This is a genomic window from Calidifontibacter terrae (assembly GCF_054778835.1).
In genome coordinates this window covers 285,467-301,756 of record NZ_BAAGZF010000007.1, presented here as the reverse complement: position 1 = coordinate 301,756, position 16,290 = coordinate 285,467, and the positions used below count along the sequence as shown (strand labels likewise).

Sequence of the window (16,290 nt, the reverse complement as noted above, 5' to 3'; positions counted from 1 at the left end):
CCTGCAGGCACCATGAATTCGCCACAGGGGGACGACGCTCGGCTTGCCGCCGAAGCGCGTGCGCGGGTGTTGATCGACCGTCAGCTGTCTGATGCCGGCTGGGTCGTCCAGGACAAGATGGCGCTGAATCTTTTCGCCGCGCAGGGTGTTGCGTGCCGCGAGGTGACGATGAAGTCTGGTCATGGCCGGGCCGACTACCTGCTGTACGTCGATCAGCGCGTCGTCGGTGTCATCGAGGCCAAGCCGCAGGGCACGACGCTCAGCGGCGTCGAGTGGCAGTCGGCGATGTACGCCGAGGGCCTGCCGGCCGACGTACGGCTCAAGGCGCTGACGCGGGACGGTCGTCTGCCGTTCGTGTTCGAGGCCAGCGGCACCGAAAAGCACTTCACGAACGGGTACGACCCGGACGCGAGATCGCGGCAGGTGTTCGCGTTCCCACAGCCGACGACACTGGCGCGGATCATCCGCGACGCGGAAGCCGACGAGACCGCGCCGACCTGGCGAGCCAAGGTGCGCCACCTGCCCGAGCTCGACACGTCCGCGTTGCGGCCGGCGCAGATCACCGCGATCAACGGAGTCGAGCAGTCACTCGCAGCGCAACACTTCGACCGATCGCTGGTGCAGATGGCGACCGGTGCGGGTAAGACGTACACCGCGGTCACGCTCGCGTACCGGCTGCTGAAGTTCGGCGGATTCAAACGCATCCTGTTCCTCGTCGACCGCAACAACCTCGCCGACCAGACGATCGCGGAGTTCCAGAACTACCGCACGCCCGGCGACGGCCGCCGCTTCACCGCGATCTACAACGTCGACAAGCTCACCCGCGCGGGGATGCTCGACAGCAGCAACGTCGTCGTCTCCACCATCCAGCGCGTCTACAAAGGCCTGCAGGGCGAGGAAGTCACGCCCGATGACGATCCCGGCCTGGACGACTTCGTGCCCGACTCCCCCGTCACCGTCGCCTACAGCGCACAGTTGCCGCCGGAGACGTTCGACCTGGTCGTTGTCGACGAGGCGCACCGGTCGATCTACGGCGTGTGGCGCGGCGTGCTGGAGTACTTCGACGCGCACGTCGTCGGCCTGACCGCGACACCGGGCAAACAGACCTTCGCGTTCTTCCGCCAGAACCTCGTCTCGGAATACACCTATCCACAATCGGTCGCCGACCGAGTGAATGTCGACTTCGACGTGTACCGAATCCGTACGGAGATCTCCGAGCGCGGCGGCCTGATTCAGGCGACCACCGTCGTGCCGAAGGTCGACAGGCGCACCCGAAAGCAGCGGCTCGAGGCCTTGGAAGAGGACCTCGAATACACGCACAAGCAGCTCGACCGGGCGGTCACCGCCAAGTCGCAGATCCGCCTCGTGCTGGAGACGTTCCGCGATCGCCTGTTCACTGAGATCTTCCCCGGCCGCTCGACCGTGCCGAAGACGCTGATCTTCGCCAAGGACGACGCGCACGCCGAGGAGATCGTCACCACGGTGCGCGAGGTCTTCGGCAAGGGCAATGACTTTGCCGCCAAGATCACCTACAACGCCAAGGACCCGAAAGGTCAGTTGCAGGCGTTCCGCACCTCGCCGAGTCTGCGCATCGCCGTCACCGTCGACATGATCGCCACCGGCACCGACGTGAAGCCGCTGGAGTGCGTGTTCTTCATGCGTGACGTGCGGTCGGCGCAGTACTTCGAGCAGATGAAGGGCCGCGGCGCCCGCACCATCGCGCCAGCCGATTTCCAGTCGGTCACCCCGGACGCGTCCGGCAAGACCCGGTTCGTCATCGTTGACGCGGTCGGCGTGACGGAGCACGACTTCGTCGACCCTCCGCTGAACCGCGAGAAGGGCGTCTCGCTCAAGAAGCTCCTCGACAAGGCGGCCACGCTCTCCCTGACCGAAGCTGAAACCGCCACTCTCGCTTCACGATTGGCCAAGCTCGAGCTCGACCTCACCCCAGCCGAACGCGAGGAGCTCGACGAGGTCGCCGGCGTGCCCGTACGTGACATCGTGCGTGGACTCGTCGACGCGGTCGATCCCGATACCCAGGCGAATGCTGCCGCCGGACAAGCAGATCCGGAGGCCGCGATCCAACGCCTACTCGACGATGCGACGCGACCGATTGCCGCCAACCCCGACCTGCGAGCTCGCATCCTCGAACTGCGCGCCACCCACGACCGCGTCATCGACGAGGTCAACGCCGACACGCTCATCGACGCCGGTGGCGTTGTCGACACCAGCCGCGCCCGATCGGTCGTCGAATCCTGGCGCGCGTACCTCGACGAGCACCGCGACGAGATCACCGCCATCCAGCTGCTCGGCGAAGCCCGAGCACGCCGGATCAACTTCGCCGACATCCAGGAGCTCGCCGACCGGATCAGCCGGCCACCGCACAACTGGACAACCGACATCATCTGGACCGCGTACGAAACGCTGTACGTCGACCGTGTCCGCCACAGCGACCGACACACCCTCACCGACCTGGTGTCACTGCTGCGCTATACCGTCGGCGTCGACGACGAGCTCGTCCCGTACGCCGACCGAGTACGGGAGCGGTACGCCGCGTGGCTCGCCCAACAAGATCACGCGGGCGTGAACTTCACTGAGACACAAAGGTGGTGGCTGGACCGGATGATCGAAGTGATCGCGAACTCCGCCGGCATCACCGCCGAGGATCTCGACGAGGCGCCCTTCACCGAGCGCGGTGGTGTAGACGGGGCTTTGCGGGACCTTGGCGACCAAGCAGCCGATCTCCTAGAGAATCTGAACGCGGAGCTCACGGCGTGAGCGCGCTGCCCAACGGCTGGCGAGCGGTCACGCCTCACCAGATCTCTGGTGCAGACAAGACCCGACTCGTCATTGGACCGTTCGGTAGCAACCTCAAGACGACTGATTACAGGACCAGCGGAGTTCCACTCGTCTTCGTGCGAGATATCCGCGCACGGGACTTCAAGAACGTTCGCGCATTTGTCGAGCCGGAGAAAGCGCAAGAGCTGGCTGCCCACCTTGTCCGGCCCGGGGACGTTCTCATCACCAAGATGGGCGAGCCGCCAGGGGACTCGACGGTCTACTCAGGCGCCGGGCCTGCTGTGATTACCGCAGACTGTATTCGCCTGCGGCCGACTGACGACTTCAACGCGAAATTCGTTGCGTATGCCATTCAAGCGCCAGCCATCAAGCAGCAGATCGAACGCATCACAAGCGGAGTTGCGCAGCGCAAGGTCAGCCTGGCTCGCTTCAGGTCAGGCTTGAGCATCCCGACTCCGCACCTACGTGAGCAGCTGCGGATCGTCGAAATCCTCGAAGACCACCTCTCCCGCCTCGACGCAGCAGCGGAGTATGTGTCCGCTGCGCACCACCGGATCAACTCCCTCCGACGCTCTCAGCTGGACGGGCTGTTTGGAGGAGTGGGGCCTCGTGTCCCGATCAGACACCTCGTGAACCGAATCGAGTCTGGCAGGTCCTTGGGCGGGTCAGCAGCTCCCGCAACTGAGGACGAATGGGGAATCATCAAGGTTTCGGCGATGACCTGGGGGCGCTTCAGACCGGACGAAAACAAGGCGATCCCCGCTGACCAGGCCAATCCGAAGTACGAGATCCACAAGGGCGACCTCCTTGTCAGTCGCGCCAACACGGCTGACTACGTCGGTGCGAGCGTTCTGGTCGGTGACGCTGTCCCGCCGAAGCTTCTCCTGAGTGACAAGAGCCTGAGACTCGTCCCCATGGCTGACGTTGACGTTGCATGGCTCTGGAGGACTTTGCAAAGTCCGTCGGTCCGAGAGCAGATCTCCCGCCTGGCCACCGGCACCAAGGACTCGATGCGCAACATCTCACAGACGTCATTGCTCAGTGTCGAGGTGCCAGAGGCATCGCCCGAAGCTCAGCGCCGCGCAGTGGTCGAATACGACGCTCTCGAGGAGAAGTCAATGCAGCTCGAGTCGGAAGCCGATCGCCTGGCCGCGCGGCAGAACTCGCTGCGGCGCGCAATTCTCGCAGCGGCGTTCAGCGGCAAACTCACTGGCCACCGCTCCGACGACGAGGTCGTCGAGGAACTGGCGGGGGCTCTGGCGTGAACGGCAAGCAGGTAAAGCTGTTCCTCGTCGACGGCACCCCGGGCGGGCTGACGACGGCCGAGATCACCAACTGGACCGGCCACGTCTTGTCCGCCCGGCGCTCCGACCTGGCCGACCTGCTCCGCCGCGAGGAAGCCGAGCGCACCGGCGTCTACCTCCTGCTCGGCGAGGACGAGAGCGCTGTCGGCGACACCCGCTGCTATGTCGGTGAGGCCGACGTTGTTGCCACCCGGCTGCGAAGCCACGCCAAGGAGAAGGATTTCTGGAACCAGGTCATCGTCATCACCTCCAAAGACACCAACCTGACGAAGTCGCACGGCAGGTATTTGGAGTCGCGGCTGATTGAGCTCGCCACCCAGGCCGGACGAGTCACCCTTGAGAACGGCACTGCCCCTCCGACACCTCGCCTACCGGAGGCGGACGCGTCCGACATGGAGTACTTCCTCGGTCAGCTCCAGATCGTCCTGCCCGTGTTGGGAGTGAACGCGATCCGGGCTCGCTCAGCGCGAACCGACGCTGCTCAGTCAGCACCGAGCGAGTCGCCCGTCTTCACCCTGCGGAATGCTCGCCAGGGCGTTGATGCATCAGCCCAGCAGGTCGACGGCGAGTTCATCATGTTGAGCGGCTCCGTCGTCGTACCCGAGTGGCACGGGGTCGGCAAGGCAGCCAGCACTCAGAAGGCGTACGCCAGTTACCGCGCGCAGCACGAGAGCCTGCTGGCCGACGGATCGATCGTTGTCGAGAAAGGACTCGGTCGGGTGACGCGAGACATCATCTTCTCCTCGCCGTCGACGGCCGGCGCCATCGCCGTGGGACGCTCCTGCAACGGGCGCGTCGAGTGGGTTTCATCCGAGGGATCGTTCGGTGCGTGGGAAGCTCGAGGCGTCGAGTGATCACGCCGGCGCGAACAGAGGACAGGAGAACTCGATGACGGACGAACTCGTGTTCAAGGTGCAAGGCACGACCGCCGCGCCTGCGCGAGAGACTTCGCTTGCCGCCGCCGGACTGCGCGAGCGTGGCCATCTGCAGGAGTGGGTGATCGCAAATCCGGAGATCCTCGGCCCGGACGTCCTGATCGTGACCAGCGAATTCGATCGGTGGATGTCGAAGGATGGCCGTGAAGCCGACCGGCTCGACATCCTCGGGCTGGGATCGGACGGACGCCTCGTCGTCGCAGAACTGAAGCGAGACCGAGCCCCCGATTACGTGACCACCCAGGCAATCAACTACGCGGCCCGGGCGTCACGGTTCTCGCTCGAGGACCTCGCGGATGCATACCTGGCATTCGTACGGAAGACCGACGACGCACCGTCGACGGCCGAGGAGGCTCTCGCTGCGCTGACTACCCATGCGCCCGAACTCTCCACCGAGACACTCCGAAACCCGCGCATCACGCTTGTCGCTGGCGAGTTTCCCGCCGCCGTCACCTCTGCTGCAGTCTGGCTCACCGAGCAGGGGGTCGACATGATGCTCATCCAGGTGCGCGCTTATGAGTGGGGCCAAGGTCACGCCATCACCGTGTCGAGACTGTGGCCGGTCGCCGACGTCGAAGACTACGTCGTCGCCCCGGCCCGGCGAGAGCGGACAACGGCAAAGTCGGCGAACACACTCCCGGCTACGCCCTGGAGCGAAGCGGACCTCAGGCAGTTGGCGAGCCTCGGAGTGAGCGAAACCGTTCTCGCGACACTAGACATGTGTGCGCGTGCTCCCGAGCAGTGGATCGGCGGTCTCCGTGTCATGGCGTCCACCGGCCGGGCTGTACCCCAACATCGCGGAGACTACGGCGGCTTCTCGATCGTCGTCCGTCGCAAATTCGATCGGAGCAACCCGCCCTACGACACCTGGTACGGCGAGGAGAACGGCGAGCCGCCGCAGTCGTACTACCGGCTCGACGCTATCTCCGCCGAGCAGTGGCGTGCCATACGCGATCTCGAGCTCGACGCCGTCCCAACAGCGAGCAACACCGACTGACGAGCGAGACCCGGGCGATTTTGCTTCGGGTGAGACCACTCGAAAGCGCCTGTTCGTTTTGTTCGTTTTGATCTACCATCGGGAACATGCCGACTCCAACGAAGACCGCCGCGCGGCACACCGAGACCTACCTCCCGTCGTCGGAAGACGAGGCGTCTGCAGCGTCCTTGGCCAAGTTCCTGCAGGTGGGGGATGGCGGGCTCGCCGCACTCATCGCGCCGGACGGCACAACGCTCGTATTGTCGGCGCAAGTCCACCGCGTCCTGGTGCAGGTCGCGGACGCAATGGCTCACGGGATGGGGGTCACCGTCGCACCCCACAACGCGATGCTCACCACCCAGGAAGCTGCCGACTTCCTTGGCATCTCGCGGCCGACCCTTGTGCGCATCATCGATCGCGGCGACCTGGAAGCCGTGAAGCCTGGCCGGCACCGTTACGTCGCTCTCCAGGATCTGATCGCTTATCAAGAGCGTGTTGCCGTACAACGGCGCAAGAGTCTTGACGAGATGGCACGGGATGCGGAGAGCGCCGGCCTGTATGACCTTCTCGATGGACAGCCGCCGCTGAAGCGCCACTGAGTAATGACATTCGAGGTCCTGCTCGACACCTGTGTCCTCTACCCACCGACGCTGTGCGACACACTGCTGCGGATTGCTGAGAACGGTGCGTTCGAACCGCGCTGGTCGGCTGATGTTCTGGTCGAGCTGGAGCGCAACCTGTCCCCGCTCCCGTCCGTTGGTGTCAAAGGCGCGCAGGCCCGGATCCGTGCCATGACCGACGCGTTCCCGAACGCGACCGTCACGGCGTACGAGCAGTTGCTTGACGACATGCCCGGCCATCCCGACGACGCGCATGTCATGGCCGCCGCCGTAGTGTCGCGCTCTCAGGTCATCGTCACGGCGAATCTCAAAGACTTCCCGGCGGTCGAGCTCGCGCGGTGGGGCCTGTCCGTGTCCCACCCTGATGACTTCCTGCTCGACCAACTCGATTTGCACCCGCACGAAACCCTTCTTGCCCTGAGAAATCAGTCGCGCGAATCGTCCCGGCCAGCACAGTCGCTGCCCCAATTACTGGACTCGCTGCGTCGCACCGGTGTCCCCCGGTTCGCTGCGGCGGTCGCTCGCATACGAAGCCAAGGAGTTCACAATGACTGACTCACGCCGCCTGGTCGACAAGCTCTGGTCGTACTGCGACGTGCTCCGCGATGACGGAGTCGGAGTTATCGAGTACACCGAGCAGCTGACGTACCTGCTGTTCCTCAAGATGGCCCACGAACGCGCGACCCGGAAGCTTCGGCCTGAGCAGATCGTGCCCGAGGAGTACTCATGGCAGAAGCTGCTCGACGCCCAAGGTGACCAGCTCGAGAACGAGTACACCCGCATCCTCGTCGGCCTCGCCCGCGAGGACGGCGTCATCGGCACGATCTTCCGCAAGGCGCAGAACCGCATCCAAGACCCGGCCAAGCTGCGCCGGCTCATCGTCGACCTCATCGACAAGGAGAACTGGTCCCAGTCAGGCACCGACATCAAGGGCGACGCGTACGAGGAACTGCTGTCCAAGGGCGCGTCCGACAAGGGATCCGGAGCTGGTCAGTACTTCACCCCGCGGGCGCTCATCCAGGCGATCGTCGACGTCATCCGCCCCACGGTCGCCGACACGGTCGTCGACCCGGCGTGCGGCACCGGCGGATTCCTCCTCGTAGCGCATGACCACGCGTCGCGCGGCGCCGAGTCGATGACGCCAACGCAGCGTGATCACCTGCGCGACGGCTTCGCCTCAGGCTACGAACTCGTCGACGGCACAGCGCGATTGGCCGCGATGAACCTGCTGCTGCACGGCATGGGCACCTCCAACGGTGACTCGCTGATCGAGGTGCGTGACTCCCTCATCGCCGATCCGGGCCGCCGCTGGTCGGTCGTGCTCTCCAACCCGCCGTTTGGTCGGAAGTCGTCGCTGACGATGGTCGGCGCCGACGGTCGCGAGGTTCGGGAAGACCGCGAGATCGAGCGGCAGGACTTCGTTGCGACCACGAGCAACAAGCAGCTCAACTTCGTCCAGCACATCGCCACGATCCTGGACACCAACGGACGCGCCGCGGTCGTGCTGCCCGACAACGTGCTCTTCGAAGGTGGAGCTGGTGAGGTCATCCGGCGCAAGCTGCTGACCGACTTCAACCTGCACACGATGCTGCGCCTGCCGACCGGGATCTTCTATGCCCAGGGCGTGAAGGCGAACGTGCTGTTCTTCGACAAGAAAGTCGCCCGCCCCGGCCAGCCGTGGACCGAGCGACTGTGGGTCTACGACCTGCGCATCAACAAGCACTTCACGCTGAAGCAGAGTCCGCTGCGCCGGTCCGACCTGGATGAGTTCGTTGCGGCGTACACGGCGACCGAGCGTGTCGAGTCCGAGCGCTGGAAACCGTTCACGTACGACGAGATCGTCGCCCGCGACAAGGCGAACCTCGACATCACCTGGCTCAAGGACGACTCCCTCGAGGACCTCGACAACCTGCCCTCCCCCGACGTCATCGCCCGCGAAATCGTCGAAGACCTCACCGCCGCTCTCGCCGAGTTCGAAGCACTGGCAACGGCTTTGGAAGAACAACTGCGCAGCTAACGGTCCTTGCCCGCGGCGAGCTCGCGTATCCAATCGGGCACGGGCTGCCCGCTCTTGGCGCTGGCCGCGATGTATACGCGCGCCGCGGCGACCTTGTTCGCATGAGAGACGGGGGCGCGGGTTCGCAGAGGCGCCGGACGTGATTTCGAGCGGTCAGCCATGGATCCTCCCGGCAGTCGATGTCCTCTCCATGATCTTTGTTGCCCGGCGTGACCGCCAGGGGCACGACCTGACCTTCGGGGAGGTATGACTACCTCTACGAAAAGCCGCCGTCAGTCTGATGGTCCCCGTTCCAACCGTGTAGCTTTGCGTTCCGCTCGTCTCTGCTTCCCGCAGAAGTACTAATCAACAAAGGCCAGAAACACCGAATTTCGGACAGTCCAGCCCGGCGGCCTCGGCCAGCTGCACCTCGGGCACGGTGCCGATGCCCACGACGATGTGGTCGGGATGGAACGTGTCGCCGTCCGCAGTGGTGACGGTGGCTTGTCCGCCGTTGTGACCGATCGAGGTGATCGTGTGCCGAGGCGCAGGTCGACCCCGTTGTCGCAGTGCAGCCCGATGAACGCAGGCGCGATGTGCTCGCCGAGCGCCGCCGAGGCGGTCGTCATCGACGACCACGACCGCTCGTGCAAGGTCGACTCCACCCTGCCCCTCGCCTGAGCCCGGGTCGCTTCCGCGAACCGGGGGCGACGCAGACCGCCCGTCCACAACGTGCGCACGCCACTGCTTGGTCGGCCGGCTGACGACTCACCACCGCGAGTGATGAGATGTGCGCATGGCAGCATCAATCAGCACCCGACCGGCGTCCGAGGACGACTTCGAGTGGATCATCGACCTGATCGACCGCAACCGCGCCGAGAACCTCAGCGAACACCAGCGGGCGGACGGCTTCGTGCAGGGCGAATGGACCGTCGAGGGCCTGCGAAAGATCGTCCGTGGCACAGGGATGTACATCGCCGAGGTCGAGGGCACGCGCGCCGGCGTCGCGCTGAGCACCCCACCTGGCGCGGCAACCCGCGGACCGGCTGGGCGCACCAATGAGTTGGCGGCGCAGCACTTCGGCGACTCCAGCTACTTCCTTTACGGACCCGTTGTCGTTGACGCCGATTTCCGGGGCCGCGGAGTGTTGCGGCATTTGGTCGACCGCCTGCTCGGCGAGGCGGCCGATCGCTACCGGGTCGCTGTGGCGTTCGTCGAGGAGGCGAACACGAACTCCCTGACCGTTCATCAGCACCTGGGCTGGCACCCCTTCGAGACCTTCGAATTCGCCGACCGCAGGTTCGTCGCACTCGCGCAGCACCTCTAGGGGCGGGCTGTCGCCGGTCGGTCGAGCAGCTCGACATATTCATCAACCAATTTGATCAATCTGGTTTATGGGCGTAGCCTCGACTCATGCGCACCGAGCAACTGGCAAGTGAGCTTCGGGCGGCCAGTCAACGACTCGTCCGGCGACTCGCCGCCAACACCAGGGCCGACGGGCTGAGCCCCACCCAACTGGGCATGCTCGCCCAACTCGACCTGCAGGGCGAGCTCACCGGCGCCGACCTCGCGCGCCGCGAGGCCATCAGCCCGCAGGCCAGCAACGTCGCCACCACCGATCTGCTGCGTCGCGGACTGCTGGGTCGGCGTCAGGACGACAGCGACCGACGCAGGCAGTTGCTGTCGTTGACCGACGAAGGCCGCAGGCTCATCCACACGGTGCGCGACGACAAGAACACCTGGCTGGGCCGCCGGCTGGAGGCCGACTTCACCGCCGAGGAACGTCGAACCCTCGAACAAGCGGTGCACCTGATGCATCGCCTCACCGGCACCCCCTGACGGGCCTACGTCCGAATGCCCGACGGTCACCGCGCGTGGCCGACCCACCTACCCCGGGAGAACCGCCATGACCACGACCCCCACCGACCTCGACCCGATGACCGCTCTGCTCGTGGTCGACGTGCAGAAGGGCATCCTGCGGATGCCCCCGCCGCAGCTGGCCACATCGCTCGTGGAGACCACCGCCCGCCTCGCCGACGCGTTCCACGCAGCGGATCTCCCCGTCGTCTGGGTACACGCCACCGGCTTGCCCCGAGGACGCGTCGCGAACCCGATTCCCGAGGGTGATGAGCTACCTGCCGACTTCAGCGAGCTCGATGACCGCCTTCCCGCCCACGACGGCGACCACCACGTGACCAAGGCCCGCACCTGGAGCGCCTTCCCCGGCACCGACCTGGCCGACCACCTGCGCGCCGCCGGCGTCACCCAGGTCGTCATCTGCGGCATCGCCACCGGCGCAGGCGTCGAGTCGACCGCCCGCAGCGCCTACGACGAGGGCTTCCACGTGACCGTGGTGTCAGATGCAGTGCTGGACGGCGACCCGGCACGCCACACCGCGAGCCTCGAGCGCGACCTGCCTGCGATCGGACACGTGGCAGCCACCGACGACATCCTCACCGCACTGAACGCCCGTTGATGCCCGCGTCGACAACGGTCGACCCCGGGCCCGGACGCGGCACATCCAGCACGGGCGGGCCCGGCGTAGGCACCGCCTTCATGAGCGCCCTGGTGCTGGCCAGCATCCTCAACCCGCTCAACACCTCGAGCCTGGCCACCGCGCTGGTCTCGATCGGCGCACACCTCGACGCCACCCCCGCCCAACTCGCCTCGCTCGTAGCGGTGGTCTACGTGACCTCCGCGGTGGCACAGCCGGTCATGGGGTCGCTGTCGGTGCGTTGGGGTGCCCGTCGCGTGCTGTTCGCGGGGCTCGTGCTGGTGGCGGCCGCCGGCGTTGTCGGCGGCCTGGCTCACGACATCACCGGACTGCTCGTCGCGCGAGCGCTGATCGGACTGGGCACGTCCTGCGCCGCGCCCGCGGCGCTGGTGATGCTGCGACGGCGAGCGGAGCTTTCCGGCATGACGGTGCCGACACGGCAGATCGCCACCCTCACCGCAGCCGGAAATGTGATGGCCGCCGCAGGCCTTCCCCTCGGAGGTCTTCTCGTCGAGACCTTCGGCTGGCGCTCGGTGTTCTGGGTCAACACTCCCCTGGCGCTCATCGCCCTGGGACTGGCCCTGGCAACGTTGACCGAAACCGACGATGCGCACGCTCGCGCCGGCGAAGCCCCGGCGCTCGACTGGTTCGGGGTGGCGTTGTTCACCACCGCCATCGTGACGCTCTCGGTATTCCTGGGCGATGTGCAACAGCCGCGCTGGACGTTGATCGCGATCGCCGTCGCTGCCTGCGCGGTGCTGATCCTGTGGGAGCGCCGCGTAGCCCGGCAGCAGATGGTGCCCTTCCTGGATGTCGACCTCATCGGCTCCTCACGTCCGATTCGCGGTGTTTACATCCGATCGTTCCTGTTGTCGACCGCGGTCTACTGCACGCTCTACGCGCTGGCCCAGTGGCTGGACAAGGTGCACGGGCTGTCCGCCCTCGAGGTCGGACTCGTGATGCTGCCGCAGTCGGCACTGGCAGCGATCGCCGCCGTCTGGGCGGGGCGCACCTCACGGGCCGGCAGGCTCGTGCACGCCTCGGGCCTGCTACTGGTGGGCGCCGCGATGACGGTCTTCGCAGCGAGCACCCTGCTCGGCGCCGCGGCTGTCACGGTCGCCGTGGTGACCACCGTCCTGACCGGGCTCGCCTTCGGACTCGGCATGGTGGGAAATCAGACCGCGCTGTACCTGGCCAGCACCGCCGAGCAGTTCGGCGTCGCGTCCGGCCTGATGCGCACCTCCTCCTACATCGGCGGCTTCGTCGCCACCGCGATCATGGGTGTCCTGTTCTCCGACGGCACCACGAACGCGGCCCTACGCGGCTTCTGTGTGGTGTTCCTGGCTGCGGGCGCCCTGACGGTGCTCAACGCACGCCGTTCGATGCCCCGCAGCCACCACGCCGATTCCGCGTCCGGTCTCAGCACGACATGAACCACAGCCACTGACCGTCTCCGAAACGACGGAAACCGAACATCTCGAAGGGAAGTCCACACATGACCACATTCGCCGTCACAGCAGCCACCGGCCATCTCGGCCGTGCCGCACTCGAGTCGTTGCTCGAACACCACGTCGTCGCGGGCGACGTGATCGCGCTCGTCCGCGACATCACCAAGGCCGCACCGCTCGCCGCACAAGGTGTCGCGGTACGCCACTTCGACTTCGACGAGCCGGCCGGCCACGCCGCCGCCCTTTCGGGAGTGGACCGGCTGCTGTTCGTCTCCGGGCCGGGCGTCGGCGACCGTGAAGGTCAGCACCGGAACGTGATCGCCGCCGCCGAACGAGCCGGTGTGCACCGACTGGTCTACACCAGCTTCATCGGCGCCCGATCGCACCCCGAGAACCCGCTGACCCCTGAGCACGAATACACCGAGAAACTGCTCGAACGGGCCGACGTCCCGCAGGTCGTCGTCCTTCGCAACGGCTATTACCACGAGAACGCGTTGGCCCAACTCGACCAGGTGCTCGACAGTGGCGTGCTGGTCGGTTCGAGCGGTTCGGCGCCGATCAGCGCCGCCGCCCGCGCAGACCTGGCGGAGGCCGCAGCCGTCGCCCTGCTCGACGACTCGGTTCAGCCCGGAGTGTACGAACTCGTCGGCCCCGACATGACCAAGGCCGACATGGCTGCTCAGATCTCTCACTCGCCGCGACTTCGTCGGTGACCACTCGTCGTTCTGGATAAGCCGCCGCTCCGCAGCGAGCCAGCCCTGCCCGAAGGGTCCAGTTACCCCCGCATGCCGTCTTCCTTGGTCAGGTCGATGAGCCTGCCCGAGATGCGGGTGGTGCGCAGCTTGTCCCAGACCTCGGGGGCCAGGTCGGCCGGCAGCTCGACGAGCGAGAAACCGGGTTGGATCGTGATGGCGCCGAAGTCGTTACGGCTCAGGCCGCCCTCGTTGGCGATGGCGCCGACAATCTGGCGCGGCTCCACTTTGTGCCGCTTGCCGACGTTGATCCGGTAGCTCGCAAACGCCACCTGGCCGGGCCGGGCCTGACGTTCGTGCTTGGCGCCACGCTCGACCCGATCGCCCCGGCTGGGCTTGGTTCTGGCGCCGCGGTCGGCCCGCTCGGCACGGACCGGTCGCTCGGTGCGCCGCGACTTCTCGGCGGCCGGGTCGAGCAGCAGCGGCTCGCTGCCCTGGGCAACCACGGCAAGAGCGGCGGCCACGTCGACCTCGGGCACATCGTGCTCGCGGACGTAGTGGGCCACGATCTCGCGGAAGCCCTCGATCCGGGCAGTCGCCTGCAGTGCCTCGGTGATCTGGTCGTCGAAGCGGGCCAAGCGCGTGGTGTTGACGTCCTCCACGCTGGGCCAGGTCATCTGGGTCAGCGGCTGGCGGGTGGCCTTTTCGATGTGCTTGAGCAGGTACCGCTCCCGCGGGGTGATGAACGAGATCGCGTCGCCGCTGCGGCCGGCCCGCCCGGTGCGGCCGATGCGGTGCACGTAGGACTCGGTGTCGGTCGGGATGTCGTAGTTCACCACGTGGCTGATCCGCTCCACGTCGAGGCCGCGGGCCGCCACGTCGGTCGCCACCAGGATGTCGAGAGCGCCGGACTTGAGCTGGTTAACGGTTCGCTCTCGGACGTTCTGGGCCACGTCACCGTTGATCGCCATCGCCGAGAATCCCCGGGCGCGCAGCTTCTCGGCCAGGGTCTCGGTTTCGTTCTTGGTTCGGACGAAGACGATCATTCCCTCAAAGTTCTCGACCTCGAGGATCCGGGTCAGAGCGTCAACCTTCTGCGGATAACTGACCGTGAGGTAGCGCTGGGTGATGTTGGCCGCCGTGGAGGTCTTGCCCTTGACCGTAATCTCAACAGGGTCCTTGAGATACTTCTTCGACAGCCGGCGGATCTGGGCTGGCATGGTGGCCGAGAAGAGCGCGACGTTCTTGTCGCTGGGGGTGTCAGCCAAGATTGTCTCGACGTCATCGGCGAAGCCCATCTTGAGCATTTCGTCGGCCTCGTCCAGGACCAGGAATCGCAGCTGAGTCAGGTCGAGAGTGCCCTTTTCAAGGTGGTCCATGATGCGGCCGGGGGTGCCGACGACCACATGGACTCCGCGGCGCAACGCGGAGAGCTGTACGCCGTACCCCTGACCGCCGTAGACGGGCAGGACCTTGACGCCCTTGAGGTGGGCGGCGTACTTCTCGAAGGCCTCGCACACCTGCAGCGCGAGCTCGCGCGTCGGCGCGAGCACGAGCGCCTGCGGCGCCTTCTGCGTCAGGTCCAAGCGGGACAGGATCGGTAGCGCGAACGCCGCCGTCTTGCCGGTGCCGGTCTGCGCGACGCCGACGACGTCACGGCCCTCGAGCAGCGGCGGGATGGTCGCGGCTTGCACCGCCGACGGGGTTTCGTAGCCCACGTCGCGTAGTACGGCCTGCACCTTCTCGGGCAACCCGAGCTCGGCGAAGGTCGGCATCTCGCGTTCAGCCGTGGCCTCGTTCGCTATATCACTCACCTGTCAACGGTAGTGGGTGAGAACACCTGGCCGCACTTCCACCCACAGCGACCCAGACGACCGCCGTTCAGGACATCAGTGCAATAATCTGCGCATGCATGCAGATAGTCCCGTTTGCGGGTTGGACCCAGACTCCGAGTTCGTCGAACTCGCGGTCGAGGTCTTTTCGATGCTGGCCGACGCGACGCGGGTGCGGATCGTGCTGGCCTTGCGAAACGCGGGTGAGATGTCGGTGAACCGCCTGGCTGACGTCGTGGAGAAAACACCGGCGTCGGTGTCGCAGCACCTCGCGAAGCTGCGACTCGCGCGGATGGTGGCCCACCGCAAAGAGGGCACGACCGCGTTCTACCGGCTGGTCGACGAGCATGCCTCGCAGCTGGTGATCGATGCGATCAAGCAAGCCGAGCACACCTTCGCCGCCGGCAACGGTGCCCACCACCACACCACATCGGATCCCGCATGAACGCGTTTCATTCGCACGACGACCACGGGCATGAGCACAGTCATGGGCTCGTTGCCCGGTCGATCCTGTCTTCGCGCGCAGGTCTCAGGGCAGTCGGCTGGAGCCTGCTGGTCCTGCTGTTCACCGCTGCTGCCCAGGTCGTGGTGTTCGTCGCTACCGGCTCGGTGGCGCTGCTCGCGGACCTGATTCACAACTTCGGTGACGCGTTGACCGCGATCCCGTTGGGGATCGCATTCTGGATGCGGTCATTCGTGGCGGAGAAACGCGCGGGCTACTTCGTCGTTGCCACCATCTTCATCAGCGCCATCGTTGCGCTCTTCGAATCGATCAACCGGCTGATTCACCCCCACCACCTCGAGAATTTAGTGGCGTTGGCGATCGCCGGGGTTATCGGCTTCGCCGGGAACGAAATCGCCGCGCTGATCCGCACCCGCGCCGGCAAACGTTTGAACTCGCCAGCCCTGATTGCCGACGGTGCGCACGCTCGCACCGACGGACTGGTCAGCCTGTCGGTGGTCGCCAGCGCCATCGTCGTCGGCCTCGGGTTTCAGCTCGGTGACGCGATCATCGGGCTGATCATCACCTTGGTGATCCTGCGGATCACCTGGCAGTCATTTCGCACCGTCCAACAAGACCCCGGCGGCGCGCTCGACACCGACGAGCATCACCATCACGAGCACGAGCATGCCTCCGAGCACGACCACTGACGGCAGTCGAAGTACGACCGGGTGAGCAGCGCTCGCCGGCCA

Annotated in this window: 16 protein-coding genes; 15 read left to right on the top strand and 1 reads right to left on the bottom strand. The window is 66.0% G+C overall.

All coding sequences use genetic code 11. The features are described from left to right. The first annotated feature begins 12 nt into the window (after positions 1 to 12). From ACYU98_RS12965 to ACYU98_RS12905, 13 genes are all read left to right on the top strand, one after another. The gene (locus ACYU98_RS12965; protein WP_460468633.1) at positions 13 to 2,778 is read left to right on the top strand and encodes a type I restriction endonuclease subunit R; all 2,766 of its coding nucleotides are present in this window, start codon (positions 13 to 15) and stop codon (positions 2,776 to 2,778) included. Beyond that, the gene (locus ACYU98_RS12960; RefSeq protein WP_460468632.1) at positions 2,775 to 4,064 is read left to right on the top strand and encodes a restriction endonuclease subunit S; all 1,290 of its coding nucleotides are present in this window, start codon (positions 2,775 to 2,777) and stop codon (positions 4,062 to 4,064) included. The genes ACYU98_RS12965 and ACYU98_RS12960 overlap by 4 nt, the downstream gene beginning before the upstream one ends. Further along, positions 4,061 to 4,957 (top strand): GIY-YIG nuclease family protein, encoded by an 897-nt coding sequence (locus ACYU98_RS12955; RefSeq protein ID WP_460468631.1) that lies wholly within the window; start codon positions 4,061 to 4,063, stop codon positions 4,955 to 4,957. The genes ACYU98_RS12960 and ACYU98_RS12955 overlap by 4 nt, the downstream gene beginning before the upstream one ends. A gap of 34 nt (positions 4,958 to 4,991) precedes the next feature. Then, positions 4,992 to 6,035 carry a hypothetical protein gene (locus ACYU98_RS12950; protein WP_460468630.1) on the top strand — a complete coding sequence of 348 codons (1,044 nt, stop codon included), beginning with the start codon at positions 4,992 to 4,994 and terminating at the stop codon, positions 6,033 to 6,035. An 86-nt stretch (positions 6,036 to 6,121) separates the two neighbouring features. Next, positions 6,122 to 6,613, top strand: a complete 492-nt coding sequence (locus tag ACYU98_RS12945) for a helix-turn-helix domain-containing protein (protein ID WP_460468629.1) — start codon at positions 6,122 to 6,124, stop codon at positions 6,611 to 6,613. Positions 6,614 to 6,616: 3 nt separating this feature from the next. Beyond that, positions 6,617 to 7,189: a PIN domain-containing protein gene (locus ACYU98_RS12940; protein ID WP_460468628.1), complete on the top strand. Its 573-nt coding sequence runs from the start codon at positions 6,617 to 6,619 to the stop codon at positions 7,187 to 7,189. Continuing rightward, positions 7,182 to 8,651: a type I restriction-modification system subunit M gene (locus ACYU98_RS12935; protein ID WP_460468627.1), complete on the top strand. Its 1,470-nt coding sequence runs from the start codon at positions 7,182 to 7,184 to the stop codon at positions 8,649 to 8,651. The genes ACYU98_RS12940 and ACYU98_RS12935 overlap by 8 nt, the downstream gene beginning before the upstream one ends. 447 nt (positions 8,652 to 9,098) lie before the next feature. After that, positions 9,099 to 9,311, top strand: a complete 213-nt coding sequence (locus ACYU98_RS12930) for a hypothetical protein (RefSeq protein WP_460468626.1) — start codon at positions 9,099 to 9,101, stop codon at positions 9,309 to 9,311. A gap of 115 nt (positions 9,312 to 9,426) precedes the next feature. Continuing rightward, positions 9,427 to 9,957, top strand: coding sequence for a GNAT family N-acetyltransferase (locus ACYU98_RS12925; RefSeq protein ID WP_460468625.1), 531 nt, complete (start codon positions 9,427 to 9,429; stop codon positions 9,955 to 9,957). Between the two features lie 86 nt (positions 9,958 to 10,043). Continuing rightward, the gene (locus tag ACYU98_RS12920; protein ID WP_460468624.1) at positions 10,044 to 10,469 is read left to right on the top strand and encodes a MarR family transcriptional regulator; all 426 of its coding nucleotides are present in this window, start codon (positions 10,044 to 10,046) and stop codon (positions 10,467 to 10,469) included. Between the two features lie 67 nt (positions 10,470 to 10,536). Beyond that, on the top strand, positions 10,537 to 11,106 hold the full coding sequence (locus ACYU98_RS12915) for a cysteine hydrolase family protein (RefSeq protein ID WP_460468623.1): 570 nt from the start codon (positions 10,537 to 10,539) through the stop codon (positions 11,104 to 11,106). 80 nt (positions 11,107 to 11,186) lie between these two features. Continuing rightward, positions 11,187 to 12,557: an MFS transporter gene (locus tag ACYU98_RS12910; RefSeq protein ID WP_460468622.1), complete on the top strand. Its 1,371-nt coding sequence runs from the start codon at positions 11,187 to 11,189 to the stop codon at positions 12,555 to 12,557. Between the two features lie 62 nt (positions 12,558 to 12,619). After that, positions 12,620 to 13,285 carry an NAD(P)H-binding protein gene (locus ACYU98_RS12905; protein WP_460468621.1) on the top strand — a complete coding sequence of 222 codons (666 nt, stop codon included), beginning with the start codon at positions 12,620 to 12,622 and terminating at the stop codon, positions 13,283 to 13,285. A gap of 62 nt (positions 13,286 to 13,347) precedes the next feature. Here the strand turns inward: ACYU98_RS12905 and ACYU98_RS12900 are convergent, their stop codons facing one another. Further along, positions 13,348 to 15,039: a DEAD/DEAH box helicase gene (locus tag ACYU98_RS12900; RefSeq protein ID WP_460468891.1), complete on the bottom strand. Its 1,692-nt coding sequence runs from the start codon at positions 15,037 to 15,039 to the stop codon at positions 13,348 to 13,350. A 133-nt stretch (positions 15,040 to 15,172) separates the two neighbouring features. On the opposite strand from ACYU98_RS12900, the gene ACYU98_RS12895 reads away from it, so the two are divergent. Continuing rightward, on the top strand, positions 15,173 to 15,541 hold the full coding sequence (locus tag ACYU98_RS12895; RefSeq protein ID WP_460468620.1) for an ArsR/SmtB family transcription factor: 369 nt from the start codon (positions 15,173 to 15,175) through the stop codon (positions 15,539 to 15,541). Beyond that, positions 15,538 to 16,248: a cation diffusion facilitator family transporter gene (locus ACYU98_RS12890; RefSeq protein WP_460468619.1), complete on the top strand. Its 711-nt coding sequence runs from the start codon at positions 15,538 to 15,540 to the stop codon at positions 16,246 to 16,248. The genes ACYU98_RS12895 and ACYU98_RS12890 overlap by 4 nt, the downstream gene beginning before the upstream one ends. Positions 16,249 to 16,290 lie beyond the last annotated feature (42 nt).